20 protein-coding genes are annotated in these 24,228 nt (G+C 73.5%); 8 read left to right on the top strand and 12 right to left on the bottom strand.

Features of this window, described 5'->3' with window-relative positions:
• Window positions 1-103: 103 nt before the first annotated feature.
• The 4 genes from NDAS_RS24350 to yicI are packed head-to-tail and all read left to right on the top strand — an operon-like array spanning window position 104 to window position 5,589.
• Entirely contained in the window at window positions 104-1,363 is a 1,260-nt protein-coding gene (locus NDAS_RS24350; protein WP_013155920.1) for an ABC transporter substrate-binding protein, read from the top strand.
• Window positions 1,360-2,295: a carbohydrate ABC transporter permease gene (locus tag NDAS_RS24345; protein ID WP_013155919.1), complete on the top strand. Its 936-nt coding sequence runs from the start codon at window positions 1,360-1,362 to the stop codon at window positions 2,293-2,295. The genes NDAS_RS24350 and NDAS_RS24345 overlap by 4 nt, the downstream gene beginning before the upstream one ends.
• The gene (locus NDAS_RS24340; RefSeq protein WP_013155918.1) at window positions 2,292-3,200 is read left to right on the top strand and encodes a carbohydrate ABC transporter permease; all 909 of its coding nucleotides are present in this window, start codon (window positions 2,292-2,294) and stop codon (window positions 3,198-3,200) included. Before NDAS_RS24345 ends, NDAS_RS24340 begins: the two co-directional genes overlap by 4 nt.
• Before the next feature lie 55 nt (window positions 3,201-3,255).
• Window positions 3,256-5,589, top strand: a complete 2,334-nt coding sequence (gene yicI / locus NDAS_RS24335; RefSeq protein ID WP_013155917.1) for an alpha-xylosidase — start codon at window positions 3,256-3,258, stop codon at window positions 5,587-5,589.
• Window positions 5,590-5,715: 126 nt separating this feature from the next.
• Here yicI and NDAS_RS24330 read toward each other — a convergent pair whose 3' ends face one another.
• The 8 genes from NDAS_RS24330 to NDAS_RS24295 form a co-directional block, all read right to left on the bottom strand.
• Window positions 5,716-6,213 (bottom strand): phage antirepressor KilAC domain-containing protein, encoded by a 498-nt coding sequence (locus tag NDAS_RS24330; protein ID WP_013155916.1) that lies wholly within the window; start codon window positions 6,211-6,213, stop codon window positions 5,716-5,718.
• Between the two features lie 401 nt (window positions 6,214-6,614).
• The gene (locus tag NDAS_RS24325; RefSeq protein WP_013155915.1) at window positions 6,615-7,424 is read right to left on the bottom strand and encodes a hypothetical protein; all 810 of its coding nucleotides are present in this window, start codon (window positions 7,422-7,424) and stop codon (window positions 6,615-6,617) included.
• Window positions 7,424-8,089: an ATP-binding cassette domain-containing protein gene (locus NDAS_RS24320; RefSeq protein ID WP_013155914.1), complete on the bottom strand. Its 666-nt coding sequence runs from the start codon at window positions 8,087-8,089 to the stop codon at window positions 7,424-7,426. The genes NDAS_RS24325 and NDAS_RS24320 overlap by 1 nt, the downstream gene beginning before the upstream one ends.
• Before the next feature lie 43 nt (window positions 8,090-8,132).
• The gene (locus NDAS_RS24315) at window positions 8,133-10,376 is read right to left on the bottom strand and encodes a polyprenyl synthetase family protein (RefSeq protein WP_232051622.1); all 2,244 of its coding nucleotides are present in this window, start codon (window positions 10,374-10,376) and stop codon (window positions 8,133-8,135) included.
• Between the two features lie 188 nt (window positions 10,377-10,564).
• Window positions 10,565-11,185 (bottom strand): response regulator transcription factor, encoded by a 621-nt coding sequence (locus tag NDAS_RS24310; RefSeq protein WP_013155912.1) that lies wholly within the window; start codon window positions 11,183-11,185, stop codon window positions 10,565-10,567.
• A complete protein-coding gene (locus NDAS_RS24305; protein ID WP_013155911.1) occupies window positions 11,182-12,420 on the bottom strand; it encodes a sensor histidine kinase in 1,239 nt (412 codons plus the stop codon). Before NDAS_RS24305 ends, NDAS_RS24310 begins: the two co-directional genes overlap by 4 nt.
• A 7-nt stretch (window positions 12,421-12,427) precedes the next feature.
• Window positions 12,428-13,207, bottom strand: a complete 780-nt coding sequence (locus tag NDAS_RS24300) for an ABC transporter permease (protein ID WP_041553377.1) — start codon at window positions 13,205-13,207, stop codon at window positions 12,428-12,430.
• Window positions 13,204-14,112, bottom strand: coding sequence for an ABC transporter ATP-binding protein (locus tag NDAS_RS24295; protein ID WP_013155909.1), 909 nt, complete (start codon window positions 14,110-14,112; stop codon window positions 13,204-13,206). Before NDAS_RS24295 ends, NDAS_RS24300 begins: the two co-directional genes overlap by 4 nt.
• 706 nt (window positions 14,113-14,818) lie before the next feature.
• On the opposite strand from NDAS_RS24295, the gene NDAS_RS24290 reads away from it, so the two are divergent.
• Window positions 14,819-15,466, top strand: coding sequence for a globin domain-containing protein (locus NDAS_RS24290; RefSeq protein WP_013155908.1), 648 nt, complete (start codon window positions 14,819-14,821; stop codon window positions 15,464-15,466).
• Window positions 15,467-15,631: 165 nt separating this feature from the next.
• The gene (locus NDAS_RS24285) at window positions 15,632-16,282 is read left to right on the top strand and encodes a pyridoxamine 5'-phosphate oxidase family protein (RefSeq protein ID WP_013155907.1); all 651 of its coding nucleotides are present in this window, start codon (window positions 15,632-15,634) and stop codon (window positions 16,280-16,282) included.
• A 118-nt stretch (window positions 16,283-16,400) separates the two neighbouring features.
• On the opposite strand, the gene NDAS_RS24280 is transcribed toward NDAS_RS24285, so the two are convergent.
• Complete coding sequence (locus NDAS_RS24280; RefSeq protein WP_013155906.1) at window positions 16,401-17,606, bottom strand: DUF418 domain-containing protein; 1,206 nt, start codon at window positions 17,604-17,606, stop codon at window positions 16,401-16,403.
• A gap of 40 nt (window positions 17,607-17,646) precedes the next feature.
• Window positions 17,647-18,267: a TetR/AcrR family transcriptional regulator gene (locus tag NDAS_RS24275; protein ID WP_013155905.1), complete on the bottom strand. Its 621-nt coding sequence runs from the start codon at window positions 18,265-18,267 to the stop codon at window positions 17,647-17,649.
• 189 nt (window positions 18,268-18,456) lie between these two features.
• On the opposite strand from NDAS_RS24275, the gene thiD reads away from it, so the two are divergent.
• Together thiD and NDAS_RS24265 are read left to right on the top strand one after the other, a co-directional pair.
• The gene (gene thiD, locus NDAS_RS24270; protein WP_013155904.1) at window positions 18,457-19,257 is read left to right on the top strand and encodes a bifunctional hydroxymethylpyrimidine kinase/phosphomethylpyrimidine kinase; all 801 of its coding nucleotides are present in this window, start codon (window positions 18,457-18,459) and stop codon (window positions 19,255-19,257) included.
• Window positions 19,258-19,461: 204 nt separating this feature from the next.
• On the top strand, window positions 19,462-19,653 hold the full coding sequence (locus NDAS_RS24265; protein ID WP_013155903.1) for a CsbD family protein: 192 nt from the start codon (window positions 19,462-19,464) through the stop codon (window positions 19,651-19,653).
• A gap of 126 nt (window positions 19,654-19,779) precedes the next feature.
• Here the strand turns inward: NDAS_RS24265 and NDAS_RS24260 are convergent, their stop codons facing one another.
• Together NDAS_RS24260 and NDAS_RS24255 are read right to left on the bottom strand one after the other, a co-directional pair.
• A complete protein-coding gene (locus tag NDAS_RS24260) occupies window positions 19,780-20,823 on the bottom strand; it encodes a ferric reductase-like transmembrane domain-containing protein (RefSeq protein WP_013155902.1) in 1,044 nt (347 codons plus the stop codon).
• 392 nt (window positions 20,824-21,215) lie between these two features.
• On the bottom strand, window positions 21,216-24,227 hold the full coding sequence (locus NDAS_RS24255; RefSeq protein ID WP_013155901.1) for a glycoside hydrolase family 2 TIM barrel-domain containing protein: 3,012 nt from the start codon (window positions 24,225-24,227) through the stop codon (window positions 21,216-21,218).
• Window position 24,228: the final 1 nt, after the last annotated feature.

Below are 24,228 nucleotides of genomic sequence, written 5' to 3'. Positions count from 1 at the left end.
CGACCCGCTCGCCGGACCCGACGGCCGGTCGCGACCCCGGCGGCGCCAGCCCCCGACGCGACCGGCGCGTTGACACCCGCCCCCGCCGAGAAGGCCCCCCGACATGCGCGAACACCTGTACCGACACCCGCACCGCCCGCTACGAACGGCGTCGGCGGCCGTCTGCGCCGCGGCGCTCGCCCTGACCGGAGTCGGCTGCGCGGCCGAACGCGACCCGAGCGTGTACACCATCATGGACTCCAGCACCGACGAGCCCTACCACACCTGGGACCAGGAGGCGATGGACGCCTGCGGGGAACAGGTGGGCGTGGAGGTGCGCCACATCAGCGTGCCCGCCGACCAGCTCGTGCCCAAGGCCCTGCGGATGGCCTCCTCCGACTCGCTCCCCGACGTGCTCAACCTCGACGGCTCGGACCTGCCGCAGTTCGCGGCGGCCGGGGGCCTGGTACCGCTGGAGGAACTCGGCATACCCACGGACGGCCTGTCCGAGGGCGCGCTGTCCATCGGCAGCTACGAGGGCGTGTACTACGGCGCCGCCCGGTCGGTGAACTCCCTCGGCCTCTTCTACAACGCGGCCGCCCTGGAGGAGGCGGGCATCGACCCGCCCCGGACCTGGGCGGAGCTGGAGGAGGCCGCCGCCGAGCTGACCGGGGGCGGGCGCTACGGCCTGGCGATCAGCGCCCTGGCCACCGAGGACGGCGTCTACCAGTTCCTGCCGTGGCTGTGGTCCAACGGCGGCGACGAGAGGGAGCTGGCCTCACCGGAGTCGGTGGAGGCACTGGAGTACGTCACCTCGCTGGTCGAGGCGGGATCGGTCTCCCCCTCGGTGGTCAACTGGACCCAGGCCGACGTCAACGACCAGTTCATCGCGGGCAACGCGGCCATGATGGTGAACGGCCCCTGGCAGCTGCCGGTCCTCCAGGAGCACCCCGACCTGGAGTGGGCCGTGGCGGAGATCCCCGTGCCCGAGGCCGGGGACACCTCGGTGGCTCCGATCGGCGGGACCACCTTCACCGTGCCGGTCAACGCCGAGGACCCCGACCGCGAGCGCGTGGCCGCCGAACTCGTGGCCTGCCTGACCACGGCCGAGGCGCAGCTGGACTGGTCCACCAAGGGCAGCAACGTGCCCGTGGACACCGGGGCGGCCGAGCAGTACCGCGACCTGGTCCCGGAACTGGCCCCGTTCGTGGACCAGGTGCGCACGGCGCGCAGCCGGACCGAGCACGCCGGCACCGAGTGGAACGCCTACTCCCAGGCCATCGGCACCGCGCTCCAGGCGGCGCTCACCGGCGAGGCGAGCCCGCGGGAGGCCATGGAACGCGCCCAGGCGCGGGTCGAGGCGGAGCTGGAGGCCCGGTCATGACGGCGACGGGGACGAGGCCCACGGCGACGGCGAGGACGGCGACCGCGGCGCGCGGGCGCCAGAACCTCACCAAGTGGCTGTTCGTCGCCCCGGCGCTGCTGTACATGCTGCTGTTCTTCGGGTACCCGCTGGTCCGCAACGTGGCGATGAGCTTCCAGGACTACACCTTCTCCACGTACTTCACGGGGGAGGCGCCGTTCAACGGGCTGGAGAACTGGCGGGCGGTCTTCGCCAACGAGCTGTTCGGCGCGTCCCTGTGGCACACCCTGCTGTTCACGCTGGGATCGCTGGCGGGGCAGTTCTGCATCGGCATGGCGCTGGCGGTCTTCTTCAGCCGCCGCTTCCCGCTGTCGGGGATCATGCGGTCCCTGCTCCTGCTGCCGTGGCTGATCCCGATGGTGGTGGCCGGCACCGTCTGGCGCCGGGTCCTGGACCAGGAGACCGGCGTGCTGAACGAGTCGCTCCAGGCGCTCCAGATCACGTCGTCGGCCGTGCCCTGGCTGAGCAGCCCCGACTTCGCGCTGCTGTCGGTGGTGCTGGTCAACATCTGGATCGGCATCCCCTTCAACATGGTGATCCTCTACGGCGGGCTCCAGGAGATCCCCGCGGAGCTGCGCGAGGCGGCCGTGCTCGACGGCGCGGGCCCGCTGCGCACCTTCTTCGGGGTGACCCTGCCCCTGCTGCGGCCCGTCGTGACCGTGGTGCTGGTGCTGGGCTTCATGTCGACCGTGAAGATCCTGGACCTGATCCTGGCGCTGACCAACGGCGGTCCGGCGCACTCCACGGAGACCCTGGGCACCCTCACCTACCAGCTGTCCTTCCTCCAGCTCGACTTCGGCCAGGGGGCCGTGGTCGGCAACGTCCTGATCCTCGTCAGCATGGTGTTCGCGGTCATCTACCTGCGCGCCAACCGTGGAGGTGTCACCCGATGAGCGCCGCACCCGAGAGCACCGCCCCATCCCCGGCGGGCCCGTCCCGGAGCGGCGGGGCACCGGCCGCCGCGCGGCCCCGGCGCCCGCGCGTGACGCGCAGGGCGCGGGGCGACGCCGTGAGCGCGGTGTTCGGCGTCCTGGTCCTGGCCGTGCTGCTGTTCCCGCTGTACTGGATGGTCAACACGGCGCTGCAACCGGGCGCCGCGATGGTGGAGCTGCGGTGGTTCCCGCGCACGCTCGACCTCGGCAACTTCCAGCGGGCCTGGGAGTCGCAGGCGGGCAACCTGCTCACCTCGATCCTGGTGGCGCTCGGCGCGGTCGCGGTCTGCCTGGCGGTGGCCGCCCCGGCGGCCTACGCCCTGGCCCGGTTCCGGCTGCGCGGCGCGGAGACGGTCGTGTTCGCCACCCTGATCACCCAGATGGTCCCGGGCATCGTCGTGGCCAACGCGCTGTACAACGCCTACGTCGAACTGGATCTGGTCAACTCCTACCTCGGGCTGATCCTGGCCGACGCGTCCCTGGGCATCCCCTTCACGATCGTCCTGCTGCGCGCGTTCATGGTGTCCATCCCCGAGGAGGTGCTGGAGGCCGGGATGCTCGACGGCGGCGGACGCCTGCGCGTGCTGGTCTCGATCGTGCTGCCGATGAGCCGCAACGCGCTGATCACGGGCAGCCTGTTCACCTTCCTGTTCGCGTGGTCGGACTTCCTGTTCGCGCTGACGCTGAACACGACCGACGCGGTCAAGCCCGTGACGCTCGGCATCTACGAGTACATCGGCGCGCACGTCGGCGACTGGGGCGCCGTCATGGCCGTGGCCGTCCTCTCCTCGATCCCCGCGGCGGTGCTCCTGGTCGTCGCGCAGAAATACGTGGCGGCCGGGATCTCCGGGGGGTCGATCAAGTGACCCGCCGCCCGCACCACCGGCGAACCGAGACCACGACGACAGGGAAGGGACGCCCATGAAGTTCACCGACGGCTTCTGGCAGATGAGGGAGGGCGTGCGCGCCAACCGCGCGCGCGAGGCCCGCGACGTGCGGGTGCACGACGACCGGTTCACCCTCTACGCCCCGGTGCGCCCGATCGGGCACCGGGGGGACACGCTCAACACACCGCTGATCACGGTGGACTGCTGGTCGCCCGCGCCCGGTGTGATCGGTGTGCGGAGCACGCACCTGGCGGGCTCGGTCCGGCGCGCGCCGGAGTTCGACGTGCGCAGCGACCCCGGCGCCGCCCCCTCGGTGGCGCGGGACGGCTCCTCGGTGGAGCTGACCAGCGGGGAGCTGTCGCTGCGGGTGGCCACCGAGGGCCCCTGGCGGATGGAGTTCCGCGCGGGCGGCGCCGTGCTGACCGGCTCCGACGCCAAGGGCACCGCGTTCATGGAGGACGCGGACGGCTCCCACCACATGCTCGGGCAGCTGTCGCTGGGGATCCGCGAGCTGGTGTACGGCATGGGCGAGCGGTTCACGCCGTTCACGCGCAACGGCCAGACCGTGGACATCTGGCAGGCCGACGGCGGCACGAGCAGCGAGCAGGCCTACAAGAACGTGCCGTTCTACCTGACCAACCGGGGCTACGGGGTGTTCGTGGCGCACTCGGGGCCGGTGTCGTTCGAGGTCGGCTCGGAGTCGGTGGGCCGCGTGCAGTTCAGCGTGGAGGACCACGCCCTGACCTACTACGTGATCCACGGGGAGAGCCCCAAGGAGATCCTGGCCCGGTACACCGCGCTCACCGGCCGCCCCGCGCTGCCGCCGCGGTGGTCGTTCGGGCTGTGGCTGTCCACGTCGTTCACCACCTCCTACGACGAGGACACGGTCAACCGCTTCATCGACGGCATGGCGGAGCGGGGCGTGCCGCTCAGCGTGTTCCACTTCGACTGCTTCTGGATGCGCGAGTTCCACTGGTGCGACTTCGAGTGGGACCCGGAGCTGTTCCCCGATCCCGTGGGCATGCTCTCCCGGCTCAAGGGGCGCGGGCTGCGGACCTGCGTGTGGATCAACCCCTACATCGCCCAGCGGTCGGCGCTGTTCGAGGAGGGCTCCCGGCTGGGGCACCTGGTCCGGCGGCCGGACGGGACCGTGTGGCAGTGGGACATGTGGCAGGCGGGGATGGCGCTGGTGGACTTCACGTCCGCCGACGCCCGCGCGTGGTACGCCGGAAAGCTCAAGGTCCTGCTCGACATGGGTGTGGACTGCTTCAAGACCGACTTCGGCGAGCGGGTGCCGACCGACGTGGTGTGGTCGGACGGCTCCGACCCGCAGGCCATGCACAACTACTACACGCACCTGTACAACGAGACGGTGTTCGACCTGCTGAAGCGCGAGCGCGGTGAGGGCGAGGCCGTCCTGTTCGCGCGCTCGGCCACGGCGGGCGGGCAGAGCTTCCCGGTGCACTGGGGCGGCGACTGCGCCTCGACGTTCGAGGCGATGGCGGAGAGCCTGCGCGGCGGCCTGTCCCTGGGGCTGTCGGGGTTCGGGTTCTGGAGCCACGACATCGGCGGCTTCGAGGGCACCCCCGACGCCGCGGTGTTCAAGCGCTGGCTCGCGTTCGGCCTGCTCTCCTCGCACAGCAGGCTGCACGGCAGCCGCTCCTACCGGGTGCCGTGGGACTTCGACGAGGAGTCCACCGAGGTGGCCCGCGTGTTCACCCGGCTCAAGTGCGCGCTCATGCCCTACCTGTTCGGCGCGGCCGTGCAGGCCCACCGGGAGGGGACGCCCGTGATGCGCGCGATGCTGCTGGAGTTCCCCGACGACCCGACCTGCCACCACCTGGACACGCAGTACATGCTGGGTGAGGACCTGCTGGTCGCCCCGGTGCTGAGCGCGGACGGCTCCGTGGAGTACTACGTCCCCGAGGGCGTGTGGACCCACCTGATCACGGGCGAGACGGTGCGGGGCCCGGTCTGGCGCCGCGAGACCCACGGGTTCGACTCCCTGCCCCTGCTGGTGCGGCCGAACGCGGTCCTGCCGGTCGGCGCGGTGGACGACCGGCCCGACTACGACTACACGGACGGGCTGACCCTGCGCGTGTACGGTGCCGGGGAGGCGGCCACGGCGACCACCACGGTCGTGCCGTCCGCCGACGGCTCGGCCGCCGCGGTCTTCCGGACCGAGCGCTCGGGGGGCGGGGTCACCGTGGAGGCCGGGGCCGCTCCGGCCCACGGGTGGCGGGTGCTGCTGGTCGGCACTGGCGGGGCCGAGACCGATGGCACCGGGGCGGAGGTCACCGTGACCGACGACGGCACCCTGGTGTCGGTTCCGGCAGGGACCGCCCGCGTGGACCTGCGCCTGTCCTGACGCGCGAGGGCCCCCGGCGCGCGCCGGGGGCCCGGGAGCACGCGCGAGGGTTCTGGCGCGCGCCGCCGGGCGCGTTCCGCACCGTGCCCGCGGGCGGTGGCGGACGCGGCGTGCGCCCCGCGGGCCCTACGCCGCCTCGTCCAGGGCCGGGGACGCGTGTCCGGCCAGCCTCCGGTGGAGGTACCGCAGACCCTCGGCGGTGACCCGCAGCTGCGGTCTCCCCGGCACGCGCCTGCCCGTGCGGGGGTGGTCGTAGGACGTGGGCCGCAGGCGCAGGTGGCGTTCGTGCCGGGCCCTGGGCACGTCGTCGTCCGGGGAGACCATTCCGCTGGCGCGGATGAAGGCGAACAGGCGGCGCTGCCCGGTGGAGATGGCGGGGTCGCGGTTGAGGACGTGCGCCGCCTCGCGTACGGAGTAGTCCCCGTCGGCCGAGGCCAGGACGTTCCACGCGCGGGCGGCGGACGCGGTCTCCCCCGCCTCGGCGTGCGCCCGCAGGGCCCGGCGCGCGGCCGCGGAGACCTCCCGGCCGAAGCGTTCGAGGGAGGCGAGCGCCTCCGGGGTCATCGCGCCGAACTCGGCGTCGGCCGGGACCTCCTCGTACGGCATGTGTTCGGTGTGCTGCACCGCTCCTCCCCACGGCCTCCGCCCCCGCCCGCCGTCTCGGGCACCGGAGCGGCGTTGCGGCGGGCCCTCACCACCGGCCCGCACTCCTGTTGTCCGTTCCAACCAGAAAACGCCGTTGGGTATTCCCGTAAAAGCTCCGCGGGCCCCGCCGGGAAGAGGACCGGAACAGCCCGCCGGATCAGGACGGAACGCCTGTCCAGAGGGGCTTGTCGCGCCCCCGCCAGAAGGTTCGGGAAAAAGCGCCCGACCGCCCCCGGGAACGCAATTCGCACCGCAGATAAAACCCTCCTCCGGGTTTTTCACGGCGCTTCGCAATCCCTTTCCCGTCTTTTCCGGCGCGAGGAGAACCCCGCCCCCGCGCCGCGCCGCCGTCCGGGGTCCGGCGGGCGCGGCGCCGTCGCTCAGTCCGCACGGACCGGGCGCGACCGGAGGGCACGCGGGCGGACGAAGGCGCGGCTGCGGTCCCGGGTGCGCAGGCGGAACGCCGCCCCCGCCACCGCCACCGTGGCCAGGAACCACGCCGGCCCCAGCAGCAGGTACGCGAGCGGCACCGTGTCCTGGAAGCCCGCGGCGACCCCGGTCTGCATGGTGCCGTAGGTGGGCAGGTAGCGCACGACGTCGCTGTCCGAGGACGGGTTGGCCACCGGGTTCTGCAGCCCCATGTCGATGATGGACAGCATGACGATGCAGAACATGCCCTCCAGCTCCCCCCGGAGCAGGGCCGCCAGCATCACCCCGATCCCGCCGAAGGCCAGCGCGGACCCCAGCAGGGAGAGCCACAGCATGAACGGCTGTTCGGGGACCCAGTACCAGCAGATCACCGCCACCGCGTAGGCGCAGACCAGCGCCGAGGCCGTGACCAGCGCCGTGAGCTTGGCCGCGAGCAGGTGCAGGCGCGGGTACCCGGCCATCGCCAGCCGCTGGTCGAACCCGAAGGAGCGGTAGGTGACGATGAACATCATGAACCCGACGATCAGCGTGACGGCGTTGACGGCGCCGGAGATCTTGCTGACGTGGTTGCCGTGCACGGTGACGGCCTCCCCGGTGGCGCGCAGGAGGAACCGCACGTCGGCGTCGGCGATCACCAGGTAGACCAGGGTGATCCAGACGGGGATGAAGAGCACCACCAGGACCAGCGCCAGCCGGTTGCGCAGGTGCTCCAGCAGGGCCATGCGGGTGGCGGTGGCGTAACGGGTCCAGGCGCGGCGCATCACCGGCCCTCCGCCGCCGCGGGGGCCGAGGGCGCCGACGAGGACGCCCCCTCCACCAGACGCCCGCCCTCCAGCCGCCACAGGCGGTCGAAGCGCACCGTGTCGAAGGCGATGTGCGAGACCACCAGCACGGAGCGGCCCCGGTCCCGCAGGTCGGCCGCCAGCCGCCAGAACCGCTCGTAGGTGTCCCAGTCGAACCCCTGGTAGGGCTCGTCCAGGAGCAGCAGGTGCGGGTCGTGCATCAGCGCGAGGGTGAGGTTGAGCTTCTGGCGGGTGCCGCCGCTGAGCGTGGAGACCCGGTGGTGGAGGTACTCGGCGAACCCGAGGACGTCGAGGAGTTCGCGGGCGCGGGACAGGTCGGGCAGGTCGTGCGCGACCTGGAAGAGGCGCAGGTGCTGGGAGACGGTGAAGGCCGGGTTCAGCACCGTGTGCTGGGGGCAGTAGCCCAGGCTGCCGGGGTGCTCGACGGTGCCGCGGTCGGGGGCGAGGACGCCCGAGAGGATGCGCAGCAGGGTGGACTTGCCGGAGCCGTTCTCCCCGACCAGTCCGGCCAGGCAGGCCTCGGGGAGTTCGAGTTCGGCGCCGCGCAGCACGTGGTGGCGGCCGTAGGACTTGTGGACGCCGCGGACCCGCAGCGCCGGTGTGGGGGTGGGTGCGTGTGACATCGGTCTGCTCACTCGTGAGGGAGGGGGAAGGGGGTCGCCGCTACTACTCGCGTTCCCTGCGGGCGGCGTAGGCGCCGAGGGCGCCCATCATGACGGAGGCCCAGGTGCAGGGCACGAGGTCCCGCAGGGGCTTCCACGTCCGCTCGACCAGGTCCCGGGCCTCCCCGGTGCAGGCGGCGACCGCGCCGCACTCCTCCAGGGACGCCGCGGCGGCGGCCACGGTCGCCTCGTCGGCGTCGCCGTCGCGCACCGCGTACCAGAGCTCGCGCACCCGGCGGGGCGGCAGCAGGGCCACGGCGTGGGCCAGCGGCATCGTGACCTTGCCCGCGCGCAGGTCCTCGGCGGTGTGCTTGGTCGCCGAGCGCCCGCCGCCCTCGGCGGGCGCGGTGAGGCCGCGCAGGTCCATGACGTCGTCGGAGATCTGGTAGGCCAGCCCCACGGCGTCGAAGTACTCGCCCAGCGCCCGGAACTGCTCCTCCCGGGCGCCGGCGACGAGCGCGCCGATCTCGGCCAGCCCCCGCACGGGCGCCGCGGTCTTGAGCCAGTGGCCCGAGCGCACCCGCCGCAGGAGCGCCTCGGCGTCGCCCGTCTCCACGGCCTCGTCCATCGCGGCCCGGTGGCCCGCGATGTCGATCGCCTGTCCGCCGTGTCCGGCCCGCAGCACCCGTAGGTAGACCTGGTAGACGCGCAGCCTCAGGGCCGCGTCGTCGGGCAGGACCCGGTTCAGGACGCGGTCCAGCGCGAAGTAGGCCGCCGTGCCCGCGTTGACGGCGACCGCCTCGCCGAAGACGACGTGGGCCGCGGGTCGGCCCCGCCGCAGCGGTGAGCGGTCCTCGACGTCGTCGACGATGAGGCTGCCGGTGTGCAGGAGCTCGGCGGCTGCCACCAGGGGCCGGTAGGGCTCGCTGTCGACGCCGAACAGCTCGATGGCCGCCATCGAGACGTAGGAGCGCCAGCTCCTGCCCAGGCCCGCGGTGGTGTGCCGGACCGGGCCCACGAGCGACGCGTGCAGGTCCTCCAGCACCGCGCCGTCGAGACGTTCGGGCCGGTGCTCGGTCCCGGCCAGCTCCGTCAGGGAGCGCGCGTCCGGCTCCGCCGGGTAGAGGCGGTCGATCTCCTGGCGGGTGACCGCGCGGATGCGGGTGACGTGGCGCTCGAAGTCCTCGATCCGGTTGTCGGGGAAGACCTCCCACAGTCCGTGGCCGCGGACCGGGCGGCCGCCCATCGTGCCCTCGGCGTCGGCGTGGGCCTCCAGCCTCCCGGAGGGGGCGGTGACCGAGACCGCCTCCTGGCGCGGGAACCACGCCGTGGTCCGGAGCCGCAGGTCCAGGAGCGGGACCTCCACGTCGCAGGCCGTGGGATAGGTGTTGAGGGTGGTCAGGGACGTCCAGGGGCGCAGGCCGCGCAGGGTCGCGGGCGCCTCGACGCGCTCCCCGTCCGGGGAGGACAGCACGGCCGTCGCCCCGCACGCGGCCGGGGTCCCGTCCGGGGCGTCGGCCCCGCCGGTGCGGTGGACGGCCAGCTCCCATCCGTTGTCCAGGCGGACGCGGGCACGGGACCAGGAGGCGTCGCGGCCGTCCCGCGCGGGGAGGATGTCCCCGCCGAACGCGCGCTCGTGCCAGCCCCGGCCCGTGACCCGCGCGGATCGGCCCCGGAAGTGGAGGACCCCCGCGGCCTCCAGGCTCGCGGCCTCCAGGACGGGGGCCTCCAGGACGGGGGCCTCGGGGCTCGCGGCCCCGGCCGCGTCCGTGGAGGCGCGGGCCGTGCCGACGTGCTCGCGCGGTCGGCCTCCGTCCCCGGGCGGGGACAGCCGCAGCCGGAAACCGGACTCCTCCCCCCGCGCCTCGACGAGGAGACCGCCGTGCCCGTCCCCACGCACGAGCACCACGTCCCCGGCGTCCAGGTCCAGGGGCGCCTCCCGCCACCGCGCCGCGCGCGGGAGCAGGCGGTCGGGTTCGGGCAGGCGCCCCTGGGAGAGGGTGTCCAGGAGCGCACGGCGCACCCGCGGGTCGGTGACCCGGTCGGCCCCGACGAGGGCGCGGACGGCGTCGACGCACCCCTGGTCCACCCACGACTCGCCGCCGTGCACGCGTGCGCTCCGGTCGGCCACGTACCAGACCGCCTGGTGGGCCTCCGCGCCCCCTCCCGCCGCGCCGCCGAGGCGGGCGAAGGAGAACACCAGCCCGTACTCGTCCGCACCGTCGACCAGTCGGAACGCGAACCGCAGCCGGTCGGGCCCGCCCCGCGGGTCCGGCGCGTCCGGCTCGGCACCGGGACGCGCGTCCATCCCCCGCCGCCCCCCGAAACCGTCCCGTGGCCCCGGGTCCCCGCCATGTCCAAACGCGTCCATCGCGCCTACTTCCCGCTCGTACGGCCCGGGGTCACCACCCCGGACACAAGCGGAGAGTATCTGACTAATCACCCTCCGGGGTAATCGGAGACGAAAGCAGCGGACCGGGGACCGGGAACCGGGGACTACCCCAGGAGGCCGCGCCGGTACGCCTCGGCGACCGCAGCGGCCCGGTCGCGCACGCCGAGCTTGTTGTACACGTGCTGGAGGTGGGTCTTGATGCTCGCCTCGCTGATGAACAACCGCGCCGCCGCGGCCCGGTTGGACGCGCCGTCGGCGACGAGCCCCAGCACCTGCAGTTCGCGGTCGCTCAGGCTCTGACCGGCGGGTCTGCGGACCTGACCCATCAGGTGCCGGACCGCGGTCGGCGCCAGGACCGACTCCCCCCGGTGCACCGCGCGCACCCCGCGCAGGAGTTCGTCGGGGGAGGCGTCCTTGAGCAGGTAGCCGGTGGCCCCGGCCTCGATCGCCGGGAGCACGTCGCTCTCGCTGTCGAAGGTGGTGAGGACGAGGACGCGCACGTCCGGCCGCTCCCGGGACAGGACGGCGATCGCCCCGACGCCGGACAGGACCGGTATGCGCAGGTCCATCAGCACCACGTCCACGGCCAGCCGTCCGACCAGTTCGACCGCCTCGCGGCCGTTGGCGGCCTCGCCGACCACCTCGATGTCGTCCTGCGCGGTGAAGGCTCCGCGCAGGCCGTCGCGCACGACCGGGTGGTCGTCGGCGATCAGGACCCGGATCACGCCGCCCCCACCGGAATCGCGGGCACCGTGGCGCTGACGGCGGTGCCCTCCCCCTCGCCGCTCTCGATCTCCAACGCTCCTCCGATCCCGCGCACGCGCTGGCGCATGCTGCTGAGCCCGAACCCGTGCTGGTTGTGTCCCGTGATGCCCCTGCCGTCGTCGCGCACGTCGAGCAGGACGACGTCGTCGGAGTAGGACAGGGTCACGCCCACGCGCGAGGCGTCGGCGTGCCTGGCGACGTTGGTGAGCGCCTCCTGGGCCACCCGGAAGAGGACCACCTCGATCGCCGGGCTCAGTGCGACGCGTTCGCCGGTGACGTCGAGGTCGGGACGGACGCCGTGCTCCTCCGCCCAGCGGCGGGTGAGTTCGCCCAGGGCCTCGGGCAGCTGGCTCTCCGCCAGCTGCCCGGGGCGCAGGGCCTGCACGGAGCGCCGGGCCTCGGCCAGGCTCTCCCGCGCCAGGCCGAGCGCGCGGTCCGCGTGCGGACGCGCCGCCCCGGGGTCCTCCCACACCCGCTGCGCCGCCTGGATCTGCGTCACGATCCCGGCGAGCCCCTGGGCCAGGGTGTCGTGGATCTCCCGTGCCATCCGCTGGCGCTCGTCCAACACCCCGGCCTCCCGGGCCTGGGTGAGGAGCTGCGCGTGCAGCCCGGCGTTCTCCTCCAGGGCCGCCTCCAGCCTGGCCACCGTCACCCGGCGCTCCCGGTGCTGTTCGGCCGCCTTGGACGCGATCACGAGCCCTCCGCCGACGGCCACGGTCTGGATGGTGATCACGCCGACGTAGACGAACAGGTGCTCCAGGAACGGCCGCTCCGTGTCCGTTCCGGGGAATCCCATCGTGTTCGTGTACAGCGCGACCGCGGTGGCCGCGATCCCGACGAGGGTCAGCCGCCGGGGCAGCGCCATCGCGCGGAAGAACAGCGAGACCGTGAACATCATGAACAGGGTGTCGTGCGCCATCAGCGCCGAGGCCAGCGCGAGGAGCACCGCGAAGTGGATCCCGGCGGGCAGCGGTCGGCCGTCCCGCCACGGCGGCGTGTACCCGAGGAGCACCCAGGCGGCGGTGAGCGCGGTCAGGCCGACGGTGACCGCGTGCTCGGTCCAGTCCGCCACGGGCCGGGACAGGACCAGCGCCGCCGAGGGCAGCAGCAGGGCCCAGGGGGCGGCGGCGAGGAACCCGTCCCACCACCGGTCCCAGTCCCGCACGGCGTCCGCCCCGGTGCTCCGTCGGCTCATCCGCCGCTCACTCCCATCGGAACAGTCGGGCCGCCAGCGCCGCGGCCGCCACGGCGATCCCCGCCATTATCGCCAGTTGGGCGAGTTGCGGCAGCCCCGCGTCCCCGGCTCCGCCCGACCAGCTCTCCAGCAGGAGCCGGGCGCCGGGCGGCGCGAACTCCCCCGCGCGCACCAGGAGGTCGGGCAGGGCGTTCTGCGGCAGGAAGACCCCGCCCAGGAGCAGCAGGAGCATGTACAGCGTCATCGACAGGCCGTTGGCCGCGCCCGCGCTGGGCGCCACGGCGGCGATGAGGACCCCCAGCGCGATGAGCGAGGCGGTCCCGACGGCGAACGCGGCGGTGAACAGCAGCGGCCGGCTCGGCGGCTCGACGTCCAGGACCAGCCAGGAGGACAGCACCAGGAGCGCGGCGGAGACGGCCGCCGCGGCGGAGACCACGATGATCTGCGCGCTCAGGAGCGTTCCGGGGTGCATCGGCGTGGTCGACATCCGGCGCAGGACGCCCCGCTCCCGGTAGGCGGCCAGGGTGGTCGGCAGGTGCTGGACGCACAGGATCCCCATGCCGAGGATCAGGGCCATGGGAGCCCAGGTGTCGACGAAGCGCAGGCCGCCGAACTCCGGGGAGGGCTCCCGCAGCGTCGGCAGGGCGCCGAGCCCGAGCAGGAGCGCGGTGGGCAGCAGGATGCCGACGCTGACCGCCACGGGCTCGCGCGTCAGCAGCCGGGCCTCGGTCGCGGTGACGCGCAGCAGGGTGGACACGGTGGCTCTCCTCCTGGTGTCGGTGCTCATGATTCGAGGGCCCTTCCGGTCAGGACGACGAACGCGTCGTCCAGGCTGGAGCGCTCCACGCGCAGGTCCTCGGCGACGACGTGCTCGCGGGCCAGGACGGAGGTCACGGCGTGGAGCAGGTCGTCCCGCCCGGCCACCCGGACCTGGCGTCCCCTGCGGTGCGCGGAGACCACCTCGGGCCGCGCGGTGAGCAGCTGCTCGTCGAACCCGGGGGGCGCGCGGAAGGTCACCCGCTGCTCCGGGCTGGCCCGCGTGACGAGCCCGTCCGGGGTGTCCAGGGCGGCGACGCGGCCCGAGTCGATCAGCGCGAGCCGGTCGCAGAGCCGCTCGGCCTCGTCCATGAAGTGGGTGACGAGCACGACCGTGACCCCGGATTCGCGCACGTCCTCGATGAGGTCCCAGGTGTCCCTGCGCGCCTGGGGGTCCAGTCCCGTGGTCAGCTCGTCGAGGATGGTCACCGCGGGTCGGCCCACGAGGGCCAGGGCGATGGACACCCTCTGCTTCTGTCCCCCGGACAGCCTGCGGTACTGGGTGTCGCGCTTGTCGGCGATGCCCAGCCTCTCCATGAGCTGACCGGTGTCGGCCGGGGAGCGGTAGAAGGAGGCGTAGAGGTCGAGGGCCTCCCCGACCCTGATCCGGTCGGGCAGCCGCGCCTCCTGGAGCTGGATGCCGAGGCGCTGGCGGACCCCGTCCCGCTCCCGCCTCGGGTCTTGGCCGAGCACGGTGATCGACCCCGCGTCGGTGGGGCGCATCCCCGCGACGCACTCGACCGTGGTGGTCTTCCCGGCCCCGTTGGAGCCGAGGATCCCGAAGATCTCACCCTCCTCGACGGAGAAGGACACGTCGTCGACGACGACCTTCTCCCCGTAGCGCTTGTGCAGGTTCCTGACGTCGATGATCGGCATGTCCCGAGCATCGCCCGCGGCGGGTGCGCCGCGGATCGCCCGCCCGGCCACGGGATCGGTGGATCGCGGCGTCAACCGATCGGTTGACGCGCTCCCTCCGGACGGTGCACGGAGGCCGTCTGTCACACGAAGGACGAAAGTTGTCACTGATAACTCAGGTAGCACTGTGGCCTCATGCGCTACCAGAGGGTAATATCCTCAAACGTCGACATTTCTGTTACATTGCCACAACAGGCACAGTAAAGGGGGTAGCGAACGTTGAAACGGTCGTCGCTCACCCCTCACGTGGCATTCAGCGCTATCCGAACCTTGGATGTGTACTGAATCCGGAAGAAGACGAGGCAGCGATGAGGGTTCCCGACACCCCCGCTACTGCCGAAGGAGCGCTACGTCCGTCCCCTTCGCCCCAGCCCGCGCACACGGCCCCGTCAGGAGCGCCGGAGGCTGGGAGTACCCGAAGGGCGGAACCGGCCGCCGGGGCGGCCCATCCGTTCCCCGGGACTCCGCCGGGCCAGCGGTGAGCTGAGGCCCTCCCGCGCGCGTCCGGTCGTCCGGCTCCGCGCGCGTGGAGCCCGCACGTGTCCCCTCGGTCGGCGAACCAGTGGGGAACGCGTGTCCGCACCCCCGGCATGACTACGCTCCGTCACCACGGTGGTACGTGCACCCCCGTGGCACAGCCCTTTCCGCGACCTGATTGGAGGCTTCCTTGTCTCCCCGCTCCATCGAAGAGGTACCGCTCCCCGCCCCCGCCGTCATCGAGGCGGTCCGGCAGTCGTGCTCCGCGTTACCGCCCGGCTCCACCCGTCTGGCCGACCGCTTCTACCAGAACCTGTTCGAGATGGCGCCCGCCGTCCGCGACATGTTCCCCGCGAACATGCAGACGCAGAAGGAGCGCATGGCCTTCGCCCTGCTGGAGGTCGTCCGCTACCTCGACGAGCCCGAGGAGGTCGCCGGGTACCTGAGGCGGCTGGGCGCCCAGCACAAGCGGGACATGGACATCAAGCCCGAGCACTACCCCTACGTGGGCCGTGCCCTGGTGCGCGCGGTCAGCGAGGTCTCGCCGACCTGGTCCTCCTCCATGAGCTCCGCCTGGATCGTGGTCTACGAGTGGATCACCGCCAACATGCTCGCGGGGGCGCGCGAGGCCGAGTCGGGCGGGTCGGCCGGGTCGGGTGAGTCCCGGACGGCCAGGCACGCCGGGTCCGAGACGGCCAGGCACGGCAGGGCCGCCGCGTCCCCGGCCGAGGAGCGCCCCGCACCGCCCGCGCCGTCCGCACCACCCGCGCCGCCCCAGCCCGGCCCCTCCGCCGAGGGGGCCTCCCCCTACCGGCGGGCCGACGCCCCGACACGCTGACCCGTGCCGCGGCGCGGCGGCCTCACCCCGAAGGCACCGGCTGACGCCCCGGCGCGTCCGCACTCCCTTCCCCGACCCCCCCTCCTCCCCGACAGCAGCGGCCCCTGAGTCCCTGAACAGTCACACCAGCCCCACCGGCCCCACCAGCCCCACCGAGAGGCAGTGATGCGCGAGACCTCCCCACGGCACGTTCCCGGCAGCGAGGGTGAGCACCGCGTCCAGGCGCTGAACGGCACGAGCGAACGCGCCGAACGCTTCTACCGAGACCAGATGCTCGACCACCTGAACCCGCTCATGCGCGAGTTCGTCGCCCGGCAGGAGATGATGTTCATCGCCACCTCCGACCGGCACGGCGAGTGCGACTCCAGCTTCCGCGCGGGCCCGCCCGGCTTCGTCCACGTGATCGACGAGCACACCCTGACCTATCCCGAGTTCCGGGGCAACGGCGTCTTCGCCAGCGCGGGCAACATCCTGGAGAACCCGCACGTGGGCCTGATGTTCCTGGACTTCACGCACGACCGCATCGGACTGCACGTCAACGGCCGCGCGTCCCTGCTGGAGGACGTGGAGCTGCGGCGCCACGTCCGCGGCCTGCCCGAGCCCGAGGTCCCGGGGCAGAAGGCGGTGCTGTGGACGGTGGTGCACGTGGAGGAGGCCTACATCCACTGCCGCAAGCACATCCCGCACCTGCGCAAGGTCGGCCGCGACGAGGCCTGGGGCACCGACGACGCCCTGCGCAAGGGCGGCGACTTCTTCGGGTCCAAGGGCACTCCCACGCGGTGGAACACGCCCCAGACCCCCGTCTACCAGATCTGACGGGGGCCTCCCCCGCACGCCGCCCGGTGCCGGGCCGTCCCTCGCTCCGGCACCGGCTCGTCCGCCCTCGGCGGACGCGGCGTGCGGGGCCCCTCGGAGGGTCCCCCCGGCGGGGCGGTCAGCGGCGTTCGGGCACCCGCGCCAGCACGGCCTTCTGCAACGCCTCCAGCGGCCCCGCCCGGAAGCGGCGCAGCCAGAGCGTCGAGACGGTCAGGAGCAGGGCGCACACCGACGCCCACAGGCCCATCACCCACCACGGGCCGGTGTCGGCCAGGCGTGCGGCCAGCCCCAGGCCGAAGCCGTAGCAGACCAGCATGCAGACGACGTTCTGCGCGACGTAGCCGCTCATCGCCATCCGCCCCAGGGAGGACACGGCGGTGATCCCCCGTCCGGCGGGGTTCGCCCGGTCCACGACCCAGCCGACCGCGCCGACCAGGCCGAGCGCCACGACGGGCGCGGCGGCGTAGCGGTCCAGCATGAACAGGTCGGGTCCGGCCAGGGACGTGGCCAGGTTGACCGGCAGCCCGATCCCCAGCCCCCAGGCGAGCAGGCGGCCCCGGATCCGGCGGCCGGTGTCGTCGCCGCCGAAGGCCCCGGCGCGGAGGAGCCGTACGCCCAGCAGGAACATGAACACCATCAGGGCGAAGGTGACGACCGGTTCGGCCCGGAACAGCAGCGCGTTGTCGAGCCGGAAGGCGACCTGCTCCAGGTAACCGCCTTCGGCGTACAGTTCCACGGCCTCGGGCGGGACCTCGGCGCCCTGCGGATCCGGTTCGGACAGGAGCGCGGCCGTGACCAGGCCGACGAAGGCCAGGTGGAGGGCGGCGCACGTCCACATCACGGCGTTCTGCGCCCGTTCCGACCGGGTGAGCAGCCAGGCCACCACGATCGAGGCCGCCGCGTAGCCCATGAGCACGTCCGCGGCGAAGACCAGCGTGAAGTGCACGAGCCCCTCGGCGAACAGGAACAGCGCCCGCCACTTGTAGGGGCCGGGCCAGCGCCCGCCGCGCCTGGCCGCGGAGCGGAACTGGATGGCCAGCCCCACACCGAAGAGCAGGGTGAGCAGGGCCAGGAACTTGCCGTTGGCGGCGAAGGCGAACAGGCCCTGCGCCAGGGTCGCCGCCGACGGGTCCTCGCGGAAGGCCGCCATCGGGCCGATCGAGTCCGGGACGAAGATGATGCCCGCCTCGGCGCCCGGTGCGGCGAACAGCCACACGTTGGTGCCCAGGGTGCCCATGATGGCGACGCCGCGCAGGACGTCGAGCAGGGGCAGCCGGGTGGTCGGGCGGGCCGTGGCCGTGCTTCGCGGTGTCGTGCTGGTCATAGCGGCCCCCTCGGGCTCTGGCTCGTACGGGTTCACGGGTTCACGGCCTCTCGGGGGCGGGGAAGAGCCGGTCCAGGTGGGTGGCGAGCGCGGCGCGGACCGCGCTCTCGGAGAAGGCGTCGTCGCCGGTGATGAGGTGGTGCACGGTCAGGCCGTCCACGAGGGCGACGAGCCCGGCGGCCTCGGCCGCCGTGTCCGTGCCGGGCGGGAGTTCGCCCCGGCGCACCGCCTCGTCCATCACCTGCGTGAACACGCCCACCAGCTCGGCGGTGGTGTCCTTGTGCAGGCGCGACATCTCCGGGTCGGTCATCGTGGCCGGCAGGAACTCCAGCCACACGGTCAGCTCGGCGCGGCGTTCGTCGTCGAGCGGCAGCAGGGTCCGCGCCGCGCGGGAGACCCAGTCGCGGGCCGAGGCGATCGGCGGCCCGTCGGTGTTCACCGCCGTCAGCCGGTCGGCGCCCTGCTTGTAGAGGTACTCCACGCCGAAGCGCAGCAGTTGCGACTTGGTGCGGAAGTAGCGCTGCACCAGGCCGACCGAGACGCCGGCCCGGTCGGCGACGTCGGCGAGGGTGGTCCGCGCCAGCCCCCGCTCCCCCACCGTGCTCAGGAGCGCGCGGGCGACCTGCCGCCTGCGCTCCTCGTGGTCCGCTGTTCGTGCCATGAAAAAATAATACGGTAATATTTTTATGCCGTCCAGATCCTGGAAGGATCCGGCCGGGGCGTCGCGGATCGGCCGCCCCGACCTGGAGGAACGTCGGGTCTGTCCGCTGTGGTGCAATTGTTCGGGGGTTCGCGGGCAGGTGGGGGCCGCGGACTCCGCAACAGCACACCGAGACGAGGGGGTTCCCCGATGACCAACCGCGCGTACGTGATCGCAGGGTCGGAGGCCACAGGAGGCGCCGGCATCCAGGCCGACCTCAAGGCCTTCCAGGAGCTGGGCGTCTACGGCATGGGGACGATCACCTGCATCGTGTCCTTCGACCCGAAGAACGGCTGGGGCCACCGCTTCGTCCCCGTGGCCCCCGAGGTCATCGCCGACCAGATCGAGGCGGCCACCTCCTGCCACGACCTGGACGTGGTCAAGATCGGCATGCTGGGCACCCCGGACACCATCGACGTGGTCGCCGAGGGGCTCCGGCGCCAGCCGTGGCGGCACGTGGTCCTGGACCCCGTGCTGATCTGCAAGGGCCAGGAGCCGGGCGCGGCCCTGGACACCGACAAGGCGCTCACCGCGCAGATCCTGCCGCTGGCCACCGTGATCACGCCCAACCTCTTCGAGGCGCGCACCCTCGCGGGGATGGAGGCGCTGGAGACGGTGGACGACCTGGTCGAGGCCGCCCGCCGCATCCACGAACTGGGGCCGCGGCATGTCATCGTCAAGGGCGGCGTGGAGCTGCCGGGCCCGGACGCCGTGGACGTGTACTTCGACGGCGAGGAGACGGTCGTCCTCAGCGCCCCCAAGATCGGGAACGCCAGGGTGAGCGGCGCGGGCTGCACCTTCGCCGCCGCGATCACCGCCGAGCTGGCCAAGGGCGGCGACGTGGGACCGGCCGCCGACGTGGCCAAGGAGATGGTGCGCGAGGGCATCAGCAACCGGGTGGGCACGCACGCCCCGTTCGACTCGGTGGCCACGGTCGCCCCCGGAGCCTAGGCAGTGTTTTTTGGACCTTCGCTTCGGTCCGTGTTCGGGCGCCCGGACGGACCCCCCCAAGCTGAGGCCGGTTCAAAAAACAGGACCCAGGCGACATCTCCCCTCTGACCTTTTTGTCGGATTTTTTACCGGGACCACGGTTCGTGCCCCCGCCCGGCGGTCAGGGGTCTGCCCACAGGAGCGAACACCGAGTGGGAGGCGCACATGTCCGCAGGCGACCAGGCCAGGAACAAGGCCGACGAATTGAAGGGCAAGGCCAAGGAGAAGCTCGGCGAGGCCACGGACAACCAGCAGTGGCAGGCCGAGGGCAAGGCCGAGAAGAACACCTCGAAGTTCAAGCAGGCGGGCGAGAAGGCCAAGGACGCCCTGACCCGGGACGACAAGCCCGGGAGATAGGGGGTTCCGCGCGACCCCGGGCGGGGAGGCACCGACAGGTGCCTCCCCGCCCGCGTGCGCGCCCGCCCGACCCTCATGGCGCGCGGACGCGCCGACACGCTCCCCCCGCCCGCGTGCGCGTCCTCGTCACTCCCGCGCGGGGCGCCCGCGCAGCGCGAGGACGACCGCGCCGATCACCGTGAGCAGGAGGGCGAGCCCGCCCCAGACCATGCTCTGGGTCACCAGCATCTCCCCGCTCCCGGCCCCCGGCGTCCTGCCCCCGTCGCGACCGGTGACGGTCACGGCGAGCAGGACGACGACGGCGGCCGCGACGCCCAGACGCGCACCCGCGCGGGCGAGCCCCCTGAGCCTGCGCCCTCCCGCGAGGTCGCCCGGGGTGAGGCGCTCGTCCGCGCGCAGCGGCGCCAGGAGCCGGGCCAGCAGCAGGAGGGCCACGGGGAGCTGGAGCGCCCACACCGCCGTGCGGAACCAGCCGTCGAACCACACGTTCGTTCCGTAGAGCAGGGTGTGCCACACGCTGAGCGCGTAGACGACGATGACGAACCGGTGCAGGGCCCGCCACACGCGCGTCCCGGTCCAGGAGCGCACGTAGTAGGCGAGGCCGAGAGGGACCGCCAGGTAGAGGGCGATCAGGCCGATGAGGATGGCGACCTGCCCGGTCCCGGAGGAGTAGCCGCCGGGCACGAAGGTGTCCACGAACGCGGAGGACAGGCGCCCGCCCCAGCCCAGTCCGTCCTCGTTGTCCCGGACGAGTTCGAGGAAGAAGGCGAGGGCGTGGGCGAACATGAGCCCGATGGTGGTCAGGCTCATGACGCGGTGCCAGCGTTCGATCCGGGCGTGGGAGACCGGCGCCCCGGGCAGGGGGACGGTCGAGCGGAGCAGGCCGAGCATGACGGTGATCCAGGCCCACAGCAGCCCGGACCAGCCGAAGGCCTGGCAGAGCCAGTACAGCCAGTACTCGTCGGCGTCGGCGAGGAAGGGCATGACCACGAGGGTCTGCGAGGTGCCCGCCTCGACGCGGGAGTAGAGGAGGACGAAGAGGGCGAAGGTGACGGCGAGGGCTGCGGCGGTGTCGGGTACCAGACGGCGCAGGTCGGCGCGTAGGGACCTGCGGTCGAGGCGGGGGGCTCCCCGGGCGGGGGAGGCGGCGGGTCCGGTCGGCTCTGCCATGGGCGGAACCCCTTTCGTTGTGGGGGTTCCATCGCAGCAGGGCCCCGGGGCCGCGGCCACCCCTCCTCCGCGGTTTCCCGGCCCCGGACACGGTTCTCCCTCCCCGGACGGGCCCGGCCGCGAGGCGCCCCCACCGCGCCGAACGCGCTCGGGTTCGCCTGCCTGGGCGTGGTCGGCTCCCTGCCGACCCGCGCGTTCCGGTCCCGGGGCCCGGAACGCCTGCCCGCGGTGGCCGTGTCCTTCCCCGGCCGGTCCGCTGACCGCCACGGCCCCGGGCTTCCCGGTGCTGGGCGGGGCCCTCACCCCCCGCACAGGGGACGGGCGCCCCGGCGGCGGTCGCGGCGGTGGTGCCGACCCGGACCACCACCGCGCGGCGACCGCCGCCCGGGGACTCAGCCCAGCGGGACCAGGGCGAGCCGGAGGCGGTGGCTCCCGGCCGCAAGGCGGTGGGCGGGGAGCACCCCGGGGCCGCACGAGGCCGAGCCCACGCCCTGGTGCGCCTGGTCCAGGTGCAGGTGGATCCGGTCGCCGGGGACCAGTTCGTGCGGGTGGTCGGCCGCGTCGAGCGCCGCCGTGTCCCAGCGGCGCGCGGTGAAGTCGAACACCGGGTCGCCCTCCACCCGCAGGCCCGTCCCGTCCGCCGCCCGCAGGGCGAGCCACCTGGCGTCCACGCGGTTGCCGTTCTCCTGGGGCCGCAGGTAGGGCGTCTGGAGGCCGTCGACCGTGCTGGAGAAGCGGCCGACCCGCGCGGCCTGGGACACGTCCCGGTAGGCCTCCCCGGGTCCGCGGCCGAACCACTCCGCCTCGCCCAGGGAGGCGGGCAGGCCGACGTGCACGCCGAAGCGCGGCAGCGGGCAGGGCCACTCCCCCTCCGCCTCGGCCTCCACGGTCAGGAGCAGGCGCTCCCCGTCGGCGCCCCACCGGTAGGCGGCGCGCATGCCGAACTCCTGGGCCGCCGGAGCCAGCCGTGTACGGACGACGAACGCGCCGTCCTCCCAGCCGGTGGACAGCAGGCGCTCGGTGAGCCGGTGCAGCCCCGCCGCGCGCCAGGGGACGGCCACGGAGTCCCCGTGCCGGGCCACGTCGTTGTCGGTCGGAGCGCGCCACAGGTCCACGGCCGGCGCGTCCACGGGCAGGCCGCCCACGGAGAGCAGCGCGCCGGTCCCCGCGTCCAGCAGGCCGGGGCCGATCCGCACGATGCCGTCCTGCCCGGCGGACGCCGGAAGCACGACAGCTCCCTCCGCCCCCGGCCACGCACCCGGGTCCCCCGGCTCCCGCGGCTCTCGCAGCGCGCCCGACCTCTCCGACGCACTCGTCCCTTCCTGCCCACCCGGAACCCCCGGCGCTGCCGCGCCCGGCTCCCCGGGGGCGCCCACCTCGGCCTGTCCCCAGGCCAGCTCGTGCCCGGCCGGGGCCCAGGGCTGGTCCTCGGCCAGCCGGACGGACACGGTCAGCCAGGTCTCCCCGGACGGCTCGGGCAGTGCGGGCAGCACCGCCTCGGCGCTCTCCCCGGCGGCGAGCACCGGCACGTCCAGGGGGCCCTCCCCCAGGGGGATCCCCTCCCCCTCGACCCGCCAGACGAAGGCCAGGCCCGCGGTGTCCCGGAAGTCCCAGGTGTTGGTGACGCGGACGGTCCCGGCGGCCGGGTCGGGGACCACGCGGACCGGTTCGACGGTCTTGGCGTAGGCCTCCAGCCCGGGACTGGGCGTGCGGTCGGGCAGCAGCAGGCCGTCCGCGACGAAGTTGCCGTCGTGCAGGGCCTCGCCGAAGTCGCCGCCGTAGGCGAACCACGCGGTGCCGTCCGGCTCGCGGCGGCGGACCCCGTGGTCGATCCACTCCCAGACGAACCCGCCCTGGCAGCGCTCGTGCTCCTCGAAGAGCCGCTGGTACTCCTCCAGCCCGCCGGGGCCGGTGCCCATGGCGTGCCCGTACTCGCACAGGACGAACGGCAGTCCGCGCCGGTGCCCGTCGGCGGCCGGGTCGGCGGTCGGCGCCTCCTCCCGGCGGCCGATGGCGTCCACCTCCTCGTGCGGCGCGTACATGCGCGAGTACACGTCCACGTAGGCGCTGTCTCGGTCCCCCTCGTAGTGGATCGGCCGGGAGGGGTCGTGTGCGCGGGTCCACTCCGCCATGGCCCGCAGGTTCTCCCCGGTCCCGGACTCGTTGCCCAGGGACCACAGGACGACGCTGGGGTGGTTGCGGTCGCGCGCGACGGTGCGGCGCATCCGGTCCAGGTAGGCCTCGCGCCAGCGCGGGTCGTCGGAGGGGTTGCCGCGCCAGCCGACCTCCTCGAACCCGTGGGTCTCCAGGTCGCACTCGTCCACGACCCACAGGCCCAGCTCGTCGCACAGGTCCAGGAAGTCCGGGTGGGGCGGGTAGTGGCTGGTGCGCACGGCGTTGACGTTGTGCCGCTTCATCAGCAGCACGTCCTCGCGCATGGTCTCCCGGGGCACGGCGCGGCCGTGGTCGGGGTGCCACTCGTGGCGGTTCACGCCCCGCAGCAGCAGGGGGCGGCCGTTGACCCGCAGGAGCCCGCCGGAGACCTCCACGGTCCGAAAGCCCGTCCGCGTCCGGACCCGTTCCCCCGGTGTGCGCACCTCCAGGTCGTACAGGCGGGGCGTCTCGGCCGTCCACGGCTCGACCGCGCCGACCCCGTGGTCCACACCGGCGGCGGCGTCCACCAGCCCCAGTTCGGGAACGCTGACCAGGGCGTCGGCGGATCCGGCCACGTCCACGCGCAGGGTACCCGTGCCCGTGGTGTGGTCGTAGGCGGCGCTCACCGCGAGGTCGCCGACCCCGTCGGCGGGCCGGGCGAGGAGGGTGACGTCGCGGAAGATCCCCGACAGCCACCACATGTCCTGGTCCTCCAGGTAGCTGGCCGCCGACCACTGGTGGACGCGCACCGCCAGGGTGTTGCGCCCCGGGCGCAGCAGGTGGCCGACCTCGAACTCGGCGGCCAGGCGGCTCCCGGTGGAGAAGCCCAGCTCGGTGCCGTTCAGCCACGCGCGGAAGCAGGAGTCGACCCCGTCGAAGCGCAGGACCGCCGCCCCCTCGGGCCACTCCCGGGGAAGGTCGAAGACGCGCCGGTGGTCGCCGGTCGGGTTGTCATCGGGCACGTACGGGGGGTCGATCGGGAAGGGGTAGGAGATGTTGGTGTAGGCGGGGGCGCCGTGGCCGTGCATCTGCCAGTGGGCGGGCACCGGCAGTTCGGACCAGTCGGAGTCGTCGTGGCCGGGCTCCTCGAACCCGTCGGTGTCGGCCCGCGCGCGGTCGAGCAGCCGGAACCGCCACGTGCCGTTGAGGTCCAGGGACGGGGCGTCGGAGGAGAAGCGGGCGCGGGGCGCGAGGGTCCCCTCGGAGGGCGCGAAGTCCTCCAGGTAGGCGGGCTTGCGGATGGCGGGCACG

Origin of the sequence: Nocardiopsis dassonvillei subsp. dassonvillei DSM 43111 (genome assembly GCF_000092985.1) — a bacterium.
GTDB lineage: Bacteria > Actinomycetota > Actinomycetes > Streptosporangiales > Streptosporangiaceae > Nocardiopsis > Nocardiopsis dassonvillei.
This window is presented reverse-complemented; position numbering and strand designations above follow the sequence as displayed.

Bases quoted from the DNA above. Each gene is read 5' to 3' on its own strand.
- yicI (WP_013155917.1), top strand. From the start codon at position 3,256: ATGAAGTTCACCGACGGCTTCTGGCAGATGAGGGAGGGCGTGCGCGCC.
- NDAS_RS24350 (WP_013155920.1), top strand. From the start codon at position 104: ATGCGCGAACACCTGTACCGACACCCGCACCGCCCGCTACGAACGGCG.
- NDAS_RS24280 (WP_013155906.1), bottom strand. From the start codon at position 17,606: ATGACCAGCACGACACCGCGAAGCACGGCCACGGCCCGCCCGACCACC.
- thiD (WP_013155904.1), top strand. From the start codon at position 18,457: ATGACCAACCGCGCGTACGTGATCGCAGGGTCGGAGGCCACAGGAGGC.
- NDAS_RS24325 (WP_013155915.1), bottom strand. From the start codon at position 7,424: ATGCGCCGCGCCTGGACCCGTTACGCCACCGCCACCCGCATGGCCCTG.
- NDAS_RS24275 (WP_013155905.1), bottom strand. From the start codon at position 18,267: ATGGCACGAACAGCGGACCACGAGGAGCGCAGGCGGCAGGTCGCCCGC.
- NDAS_RS24260 (WP_013155902.1), bottom strand. From the start codon at position 20,823: ATGGCAGAGCCGACCGGACCCGCCGCCTCCCCCGCCCGGGGAGCCCCC.
- NDAS_RS24300 (WP_041553377.1), bottom strand. From the start codon at position 13,207: ATGAGCACCGACACCAGGAGGAGAGCCACCGTGTCCACCCTGCTGCGC.
- NDAS_RS24340 (WP_013155918.1), top strand. From the start codon at position 2,292: ATGAGCGCCGCACCCGAGAGCACCGCCCCATCCCCGGCGGGCCCGTCC.
- NDAS_RS24265 (WP_013155903.1), top strand. From the start codon at position 19,462: ATGTCCGCAGGCGACCAGGCCAGGAACAAGGCCGACGAATTGAAGGGC.
- NDAS_RS24315 (WP_232051622.1), bottom strand. From the start codon at position 10,376: ATGGACGCGCGTCCCGGTGCCGAGCCGGACGCGCCGGACCCGCGGGGC.
- NDAS_RS24305 (WP_013155911.1), bottom strand. From the start codon at position 12,420: ATGAGCCGACGGAGCACCGGGGCGGACGCCGTGCGGGACTGGGACCGG.
- NDAS_RS24345 (WP_013155919.1), top strand. From the start codon at position 1,360: ATGACGGCGACGGGGACGAGGCCCACGGCGACGGCGAGGACGGCGACC.
- NDAS_RS24320 (WP_013155914.1), bottom strand. From the start codon at position 8,089: ATGTCACACGCACCCACCCCCACACCGGCGCTGCGGGTCCGCGGCGTC.
- NDAS_RS24295 (WP_013155909.1), bottom strand. From the start codon at position 14,112: ATGCCGATCATCGACGTCAGGAACCTGCACAAGCGCTACGGGGAGAAG.
- NDAS_RS24285 (WP_013155907.1), top strand. From the start codon at position 15,632: ATGCGCGAGACCTCCCCACGGCACGTTCCCGGCAGCGAGGGTGAGCAC.